Source organism: Psychrobacter cryohalolentis K5 (assembly GCF_000013905.1).
In the GTDB taxonomy this organism is placed as follows: Bacteria; Pseudomonadota; Gammaproteobacteria; order Pseudomonadales; family Moraxellaceae; genus Psychrobacter; species Psychrobacter cryohalolentis.
In genome coordinates this window covers 32446-41221 of sequence record NC_007968.1, presented here as the reverse complement: position 1 = coordinate 41221, position 8776 = coordinate 32446, and the positions used below count along the sequence as shown (strand labels likewise).

Annotated in this window: 8 protein-coding genes and 2 pseudogenes; 4 read left to right on the top strand and 6 right to left on the bottom strand. The window is 38.0% G+C overall.

The window, feature by feature from the left end; genetic code table 11:
• Position 1: 1 nt before the first annotated feature.
• Positions 2 to 94 (bottom strand): annotated as a pseudogene (locus PCRYO_RS13465) (GNAT family N-acetyltransferase); the annotation flags it as partial.
• Between the two features lie 258 nt (positions 95 to 352).
• Between PCRYO_RS13465 and PCRYO_RS12970 the strand changes: the two are divergent.
• Positions 353 to 676 (top strand): hypothetical protein, encoded by a 324-nt coding sequence (locus PCRYO_RS12970; RefSeq protein ID WP_011512364.1) that lies wholly within the window; start codon positions 353 to 355, stop codon positions 674 to 676.
• Positions 677 to 963: 287 nt separating this feature from the next.
• Entirely contained in the window at positions 964 to 1959 is a 996-nt protein-coding gene (locus tag PCRYO_RS12965) for a phosphatase PAP2 family protein (RefSeq protein WP_011512363.1), read from the top strand.
• Positions 1960 to 2097: 138 nt separating this feature from the next.
• Here the strand turns inward: PCRYO_RS12965 and PCRYO_RS12960 are convergent, their stop codons facing one another.
• The 4 genes and pseudogenes from PCRYO_RS12960 to PCRYO_RS13020 all read right to left on the bottom strand — a co-directional run bounded on the left by PCRYO_RS12960 (position 2098) and on the right by PCRYO_RS13020 (position 6201).
• Complete coding sequence (locus PCRYO_RS12960; protein WP_041753802.1) at positions 2098 to 2301, bottom strand: CsbD family protein; 204 nt, start codon at positions 2299 to 2301, stop codon at positions 2098 to 2100.
• Positions 2302 to 2928: 627 nt separating this feature from the next.
• On the bottom strand, positions 2929 to 4140 hold the full coding sequence (locus PCRYO_RS12955; protein ID WP_011512361.1) for a glycosyl transferase: 1212 nt from the start codon (positions 4138 to 4140) through the stop codon (positions 2929 to 2931).
• Between the two features lie 298 nt (positions 4141 to 4438).
• Positions 4439 to 5242: an HAD-IIB family hydrolase gene (locus PCRYO_RS12950; protein WP_011512360.1), complete on the bottom strand. Its 804-nt coding sequence runs from the start codon at positions 5240 to 5242 to the stop codon at positions 4439 to 4441.
• 201 nt (positions 5243 to 5443) lie between these two features.
• Positions 5444 to 6201, bottom strand: a pseudogene (locus tag PCRYO_RS13020) (IS5 family transposase).
• A gap of 524 nt (positions 6202 to 6725) precedes the next feature.
• Here PCRYO_RS13020 and PCRYO_RS12935 point away from each other — a divergent pair.
• Complete coding sequence (locus PCRYO_RS12935; protein ID WP_011512358.1) at positions 6726 to 7169, top strand: transposase family protein; 444 nt, start codon at positions 6726 to 6728, stop codon at positions 7167 to 7169.
• Positions 7170 to 7177: 8 nt separating this feature from the next.
• Positions 7178 to 7561, top strand: coding sequence for a transposase family protein (locus tag PCRYO_RS12930; protein WP_105575659.1), 384 nt, complete (start codon positions 7178 to 7180; stop codon positions 7559 to 7561).
• A 678-nt stretch (positions 7562 to 8239) separates the two neighbouring features.
• On the opposite strand, the gene PCRYO_RS12925 is transcribed toward PCRYO_RS12930, so the two are convergent.
• Complete coding sequence (locus tag PCRYO_RS12925) at positions 8240 to 8716, bottom strand: hypothetical protein (RefSeq protein ID WP_011512372.1); 477 nt, start codon at positions 8714 to 8716, stop codon at positions 8240 to 8242.
• Positions 8717 to 8776 lie beyond the last annotated feature (60 nt).

The following is an 8776-nucleotide window of genomic DNA, read 5'->3' as shown; positions in this document are numbered from 1 at the left end:
TTTATAGTGCCATGTGAAGAATTGGAAATGGCTTTCCCATATCACCCAATGGCGATTGTACTATGACTTTAAATCTTAGGTGTTCATAAGAACCATATGTTCTTTAAAAAAATATATGGCACACAAGCTAACAAACTCTTACCTTTCACCACGTGAAAACATTAAATTTGTCTGTTAGGTTTAACTTGTTAGTTGAGAGTTATTTTGGTTTCATAAAAGAATGACAGCAATAAATAATAAAAAGAGTAAATGGTCTGCGTTAGTACTTAAATTGGCTCAGCTCAATGACTGTATGATGGTTTCCTAGAGTTTTTTTAAATATTTCGATCTTAATTATAATAAGGATATTAAAATGAAAACATCAGTACCTACTAAGTCGCTTCAAAATAAATTATGGATAGTGTTTTTAGTGAGTTTCTTTGGTCTCAGCGCTTGCAGCAGTGAAACAGAAGAGCCAGCTCCTAATACAGAATCTAGCGAAATGACACCTGTGCAAACAGCAACCGAGGCTGAAGATCAAATCCCTGCTTCCACAGAGGATGTAGAAGGTGCGGGAGGTACAGCGTACTATTCTAGTAATGGCAGTGTAGAAAATGACCAAAAGGCTGATGATACGGTTACTGTCAATGAAAATAACTCGAACTTAGATCAAACACCAGCAGATGGAGTGCAGTAAGTATCAGAAAGCGCGCAATCCATTAAAGATTAAAGGGTTTCTGTAAGGTTGTGATCAGCTTGAATCGCTCTGACTATATCGGTGGTTGATTTACTTGAGACAGACAGCTATGCCTAATAGGTTAAGATCATCATATCTTTACAACTAGATCACTTCATTGTTGAGTGTAGCATCACTCAATATCGTTTACTAACTAAGACTTAGTGACTTAAACAGAAGTTCTATCCAGAGCTTTAACTAGAAAGTGATTACTCAGGGTTCAGAACACTCTCAGAAAAGGTTCAATAATGATATCTTTAATATCAGAAAATCAGCCATTGTTCGCCTTAGGTTTTCTGATTTTTCTGGTGGTCACTGTTTTATTGATATTGCAGTACGCGGTTATTCGTTATGGTCAGCAGCTTTTCACTCAAGCAATCCGCTGTTGGGTGAGGACAAAACGGAGTCTTGCAAAAAACAAACGTATCATTCTATTCAGAGGTAAGTATCCCAAGCTGGATGTGATAATGTCTCGGCGGTTTGATTTACGGGATTTTTATGGGCTGTCACTGACATTTCTATGGGTAGTGATAGGTTGCATGCTGGTGTTATTCATTGCATTGGCTGAAGCTGTGGCTACGTTGAATTCTATTGTTTCCATCGATTATTTTATATCGGCACAGATGAGCTTACTACGTGATTCCGACGTTGTTGGTTTTTTCGTCCTGATAACCAGCTTTGCGTCTACGCCTATTGCCGTTTTGGTGGTTTTGTTTGTTGCTGTGAATTGCTGGGTAAAGCAGCAACGCTATATAATAGTAGGGTTACTGATTGCTACTTTAGGCAGCACTGCATTTACTTCTTTGTTGAAATATTTATTTCAGCGTGAAAGGCCTGCTAATAGCTTATTAGTTGTGCAAACTTATTCGTTTCCAAGTGGTCATGCGACGACCGCTATGGCGTTATATGGATTTATCGCTTACCTACTGATTCGATTCAACCAAGATTTTGCTCAAAAAATTCGTATATTTACAATAGCGATTCTTTTTATCCTCTTGATCGGATTGAGCAGAGTTGTATTGAACCAGCATTATCTAAGCGATGTACTGGGCGGTTATCTAGTAGGTGCATTTTGGTTGACACTTGGCATTAGTATTACAAAGTGGCTAAGCGTAAAAAGTAAAATCATATGGAAAGTCGAGTGGTCAACTTCTCATGCATACATGATCTGGCTGAGCGGGTTAGGCGTATTTATTAGCACGTTGATTTACGCAAAAATCTATCAATTTCCAATGTTATCCTAAGCATCGCAGTAAGCCACTACGAAGTATCAATAGTAAACAGCTAAAGGATCAAGTCCTAACTAAACTGACTAAAAAAGCCCGTGACCATAGTTACGGGCTTTTTACATTTTCAGGGTATGATTATTGAAGATATAATAATCAATATTTATTTTGATTACGCCACTCATCTACATCTCGTTCAGCATCTTCTTGTGAATGACCATATCGCTCTTGGATACGGCCAACCAATTTGTCACGGTCACCTTCGATATGGGTTAGATCGTCATCTGTTAAATCTGCCCACTTTTGTTTTACTGAACCTTTGAGTTGGTTCCATTCGCCTTTTAGTGTTTGGTTATTCATATCATTATCCATTTTTTGATTGTTTTTATACTGTTCATCCATACTTTTTTCGTTCACATTTTGATTGTCCATTATGGCTTTCCTTTTCCATTTATGAGTTTTTGAGGCAACGCATCTATACCAATACCAAGCTCATTCATCTTTTATTTTTTTTATTGATGAATGGGCTATCAGCAGTTATTAAGCTTCAAGCTGACATATCTAATATAGAGAGACACAATTGGGCTGTCTGTACAACGAATGTTTAAAGTGTTGCTGAGCTATTGTTAAGTCCGCTGATTTGTTACGACGGTATAAGTTATGATTTGAATTAGACCGTTAATCATAAGAAAAGTCTTTAGGGACTGTATAGAATTCAAATCAGCGGCATCTAAATAAAAACACAAGCTAGTATGATCGCAGCCCCGTAACTGTCTTTAAGCTTATCATAACCTGAATTCGGGACTAGCGCTTAAGTTGTTGATACTATTTGCATAATTATTATCTGACCTTATAAAGTTATGCTTTTGACAGTAGTTTATATAGAAGCCTGTCTTCAAAGACTTAGCTGGTCTTCAAGAGTAATAGAAAATATCAATACTATCAGCAGCTTAATGAATCACTTATTCCGAACTGGGGTTATAACTATCATTTTGACTCCTCTTTTACCATCGCTCTAAATCTATCGGAAAAGCCAGGTAAAACGGAACGCACTGTAATCCACGGAGAGAGGGATGCAACACCCATTGGATCCTCACAAAATTCAGCTGCAGCTTCTTTGATAGCCTCTTCAAAAGCTTCGACTACACTTATCTCATTTTGGCGGTTATACTCAAGGGCATTTATCTTACTGAGTGCACTGTACTTTGAAATCTCAATACGCGACTGCTGGTAATATGAAGCAAGGAGTGTTTTAAAAGAGGCTTCTGAAAAAACCACTCCCTCTTGAGCTAAAATTCTAAAAAGAGTTTTAGCTATATCGTTTGCCATCTTGTAAATGCCATCACCTTCACTTTTTGAGCCTAAGTCTTGATGTTTATGCTCATAAGTCTTCATGATTTCTGTTTGACAGATGCGACGGCTTGAGGTGTTGTTATAAACTTCTGAGAGTGTTGAAACCTCAAGCCCCCAAGTAGGAGAAATCGCAATACCACGACCAAGAGAGCGGATAAATGCGAACTCTCCAGAGAGGGCATAACGAAAATTCTGCATATACTCCAAGTAGTGGTTTGAGCCAAAAGTAATCTTGAGTGCTTTTATGAGTGGTGTATAAAAAAGACGGGTCACACGACCGTGGAGCTTGTTTGTAACGCGAGAGTAATAGCCTTTATTAAACTCAAAATCAAGTCCTGGGTGTACTATGGGGTAAAAAAGCCGTGCAACAAGCGCTCGTGAGTAGTTTACTATGTCACAATCATGCAAGGCAAAAGCATAGTTATCTTGATCTGTGAGACCATAACCTATCATCGTCCAGACATTACGACCTTTTCCTGGAGTGTCTAAACCAGGAAAACCCTCATCTATAAGCTCTTTATATATCTTTTTCATGTTTGGAGCATCATTCCAAAGTACCTCAACACTACACTCCAAAATGCTCATACGCTTCTTTACTTCTAAAAACTGCTCCTCAGTTGCACAGTCGAGTCCAAGTATAATTTTATAGAGATACTTCACGTTTTTAAGCTCATCAATAATAGTCTGCATCGCTGGCGTTTCAAACTCTGAGTAGAGAGCGGGAAGCAAAAGCACCATATTTCTGCGTTTTGAAAAGTGCAATAATTCTTCTTCTATGCTTTCTAAGGAGCGATTTCCCACATTTTGTAGTGTTGTTATAACGCCGTTTTGAAAAAAATCTGACATCTTATTCTCCCTTTTGATGTTATCTCATATAACTAGACTGCCATGATTTTTCAAAACCTCGCAGTGACAGCAAGTGTCATTGCGAGCGAAGCGCGGCACTCTAACCTTCACGGTTACCTTTTATTATTATCGCTACATCTATCATATTTGTGCCACTACAGTCTTATGTTTAGAGGGGTTACCATATTTCTTGCTATCTACACTTAAAATATTTTCTTTAAGCTAGCCATATTTTGAGACGAATTTTTTTAGCAAAGACGCCTCAAGTGCATCGGCAAATATCTCTCTTGCAAGCACTTTAGAGTCCATCAAATATCTCCAGTATAGAGCTATTCCAACCTTTTGGTCCTGGGTAGTCTGCTCTTTTTATATCTGCGTTTCCTATGGCACTAAAAGAGCCATCATAGAGGGGAACTAAAACACCAATATCTGCTTTTTTTATCATAGTAAAGTCATTTGCACTATCACCAAGGGCTATCTTGGTGCACTTTTGGTTGTAATACTCTTCATACATGTGAGCAAGTGTCAGCATGGCATTTGCTTTGTCTTGTAGGAGTGAGACAAGGTGATAAAATCTTCCCCCTTTTACTATATCAAAGCCCTCTTCATTTGCCTCTTTTTTAAGAGCCTCAAGCTCTCTTTCGTCTTGCATCAAAAAAGGCTCACTAAAGTCACGTTTCATGGCATTTAGGCTCTCTTCTCTTGGCAAACCTGTATGCTGTATTACTTCATCAACACTCATATCTCCAAAACCTTTTATAGAGTAGCTCCGTTTCATGTGTGTGAAAAAAAGTCTCAGTTCTGTGTAGGAGTGCGCCTTAGAGAATTTTATCCACTCCTCTTTAAATGCCATCTCTCTTGCAAGTACACTCTCTGAGGGCACAAATATCCCAGCACCATTCTCAACAATAAAAGGCTGCCGCATGCCTAACTCTTTTTGAAGCACTACTACTTCACTAAAGGTTTTGCTCGTAGCAATAATGAGAGGAATTGAGCGATATTTTAAAAGTGCTAAGGCCTCTTTTGCAGGAGCGAAACTATAATCCTGGTGATTGAGTAGTGTTCCATCTAAATCGGTAAATACAAGATATCTCTTCTTCATAGCAGTAGAATACAAAACAATTATTTGTTATGGTCAACTTATTTCAGACCACTTCTTAGCGGTTTTTATTGAAATAAACGCAGTCGAAAATGCCATGGAATCTCTCATGACATTCAGCACTTTAGAACAACCCCTTGAGCAATTACTTTATGGACTAATAACTTGGGTTTATTACAACTTAGATTGGGGGCAATATAGAATTCAAATCAAAGGCAACCAAATAAAAACACAAGCTAGTATGATCGCAGCCCCGTAACTGTCTTTAAGCTTATCATAACAAGTGGCGATGCCTCTAAAATGCTTCAACCTAGCAAAAGCATTTTCTACCAAATAGCGGCAGCGATATAAATATCAATCCAAGGTATCGTTATTGCTTTTAAAGTTAGACTTAACCGGTATGACCGACTCAGCACACTGCTTAAAGTCACACGCTCTAATGTCGCTACTATCATAGCCTCTGCCTGCTACTACCGTCTGAGTCTGTTTCTTAGTCGTGCTTTTAATTAATATATTGACTACCTTAGAGTCATGTACCTGTTCGCCTGTCAGCTGAACATAGATAGGGTTACCGCAAACATCAACCACTAAGTGCAGCTTGCTGCTATGATCGGCCACGCTCCTACTATAGCTTCATCACGACAACTGGCTGCACCTGTACTATGCTGATAGGCTTTGACCATACTGCCACCTATAAATAACCATTCGCTATCATAGTCTACTGTTACGATTGCCATAAGTTTTTGCCACTTACCTGTTTTACGTCAATAGCGGTATTGGTGATAAACGCTAGACCAATTGCCAAAACAGGGCAGTAAGTCACGCCATGGACAGCTCAATCGTATGCGATATAACATCGCTTCAACGGTGAGTCTTAGATTGGGCTTGGTATATATGTTGATTTGTCGCAATATATTAGACAGCTTGTGCCAGTACTCATTAGTGAGCGTAGGGCGAGCCATAAGTGACGCCTTTTTTCTTTGCTGTGGTAAACAAGAGGGTAAGGCGTTGCTTATTTTTTTCAATTAGTGAATTCTATACAGTCCCTAATTAAAAAAGACTATAAAACATGCTGAGTGACATTAATTTGAATTGAATTATAACTATAGTTGTTAGTCCAATAATTAAAATAAAGACTGCTACTGCCCGTATGATGAGTCTTTTATCTCTCATAGATTACCCCTCATGCTTTCATATAACTATAACCTTAAAATCCTTCTTTTATTAGCCTTTACTTCTTTTTATCGTTTGTCATTAAGTTATAAAAATAGATGAAGGCACTTACTATTTAATATCGCAAACATATAATCAATTTAGTGAACACTAGTTTATCAAGAGAAATCTACTTTTGGGGCTTAGATAACTCTAAACGTCTTTATACTGAAGGTATCACCATTTTATGTTCAAAATTACACTTCTATAGACCTCTTGCAAAAGTAGCAGAGGATTTTACAATAACTAATACATTCACAACTGGCTAAGAACTATGCCAAACATAGATAAGCTACTCGAACAAAATAACGCAGGCTTCAAACGCTATACAGGTATTCATAAAGCGACTTTTTATGAAATGCTTGAGGCCATGCAGCAGCAGCATGAAACCCAAAAGACCAAACCAGGTAGACCAAGCGTGCTTAGTCTTGAGGCGCAAATATTACTGGCCCTTACTTATTGGCGTGAATACCGGACGCTGTACCACATCAGTATGGACTTTGGTATTCATGAGTCTTCTGCTAGCCGTATTATTCGTAAAGTAGAATATGTTCTTATCAATTCAGGCAAGTTTGAATTACCTAAAAAGCTGCCTAGTAGAGTCGATGACGACATCAATTGGTCAGTCGTCATTGTCGATGCAACCGAAACCCCTATTGAGCGTCCAAAAAAAACCAAAGAGACTACTATAGCGGCAAGAAGAAACAACACACCTTAAAAGCGCAAGTGATCGTCCACTGGAAAACAGGCTTAATATTAGATGTTCAAATGTCCAAAGGCTCTATTCACGATTTTAAGCTGTATAAAGACACTTGTCCTTATTGGCTTCCTGACAATGCTAAATTACTAGCAGATAGTGGCTATCAGGGCATTGCAAAGTTACATGAACAGAGCTTCACCCCCTTTAAAAAGCCACATGGGGGTCAATTGTTAGAGCTCTGCAAACAAGCCAATCAGTATCTCGCTAAGTTTCGCATTATGGTTGAACACAAAATAGGCTTAATCAAACGGTTCAAAATCGTGGCTCATAAATATCGTAACCGTCGTCAGCGCTACGATCTTAGAATGAAGCTATTCGCCAGTATTGTTAATTTCGAGCTTGGCTTATGACTTTTGCAAGAGGTCTTATGTACACTGAGCTGCTATAAATAATTTTGGCTACTAACACCAATAGCATACAGCCTAATGTTCAAGTCCTCACTAGGGAGCTATACTTACTGTCATAAGAGATGCTATGTTAAATCATTTTAGACCGGTTTTATCCCAGTGAATTCACGAAGAAAAAGCCCCCAGCTGGGGGCTTTTTTTGTCTTAATTTCAGGCAAATGAAGTCACTTCACTATCTAGAACACCTCATACGAGCCTATTTTTTTAGCATTCATAATGGTGGTAGGTATATCAGAGTAGTTTTGTATAGAAAGGTGAGCTGTTTTAGTAACATCTAAAACGTTAATAGCAAAAAATACGATGAATAGTGCGTATGCATCTGAATTGACGATGTAGAGTTTACAGCAAATTTCGATAGCACCTCTACCTGAACAGTATCATCTAACCCGCGCTGTATCTGATGGTCATAATGTTAGCAAGATATCAAGAGAAAGCTTAAAACTGAGTTTTTGATTTTGTTAAATACATATGAACCTGACAACTATAAGAAGAGAAGAATGACATTATATGATCTTGCTATGCTACTAATAAACTTCAGCATGCTAATATTGACCTTCTGTATATTCTTGCATACGATCTGATCAACTATGCTAAATAGGACTGCACCGTCTGCGAACGGTGCTAAGCTCCATTTTGTCCTAGTTGTTTCAGCTTTTCACGTTGTTTACGTACTACTTTACGCTGTTTACGTTTTTTCCATTCAGGATTGCCTTTTTGATAAACCTTAAGGTCATCCACGTAGCTTATTTTGTTCAGCCATATTAGCTCTATAGTATAAGTTGGTAGCATTCCTATCATAAATAACCAGAGCGGATACTTTAAGAAACCACTCCCCAGCAAAAAGACAAAATTTACTACAGCTACTACTATTAAAGCAATAAACCAGTTTTGAGCTATTTGTAGCTCATACAGATAATGACGCATATCAAGACGGTACTTCTTAATCCTGATAAGTTCCTTCAGTCTAGATCCCTTTTGATATTTTCCAAAAAGCGTGAACACCTCCTGCACAGGTAGTTTTTCATACAGTTTACCAATAATAAGGGCTACGACAGCGCTAAGTATCATCGGATATAGTTGGTTTAGGTTAATATCCATATTCCTCCATAGTAAAACTTACATAAAGGTGTAATTATTTCATAATCTTACGTAATATTT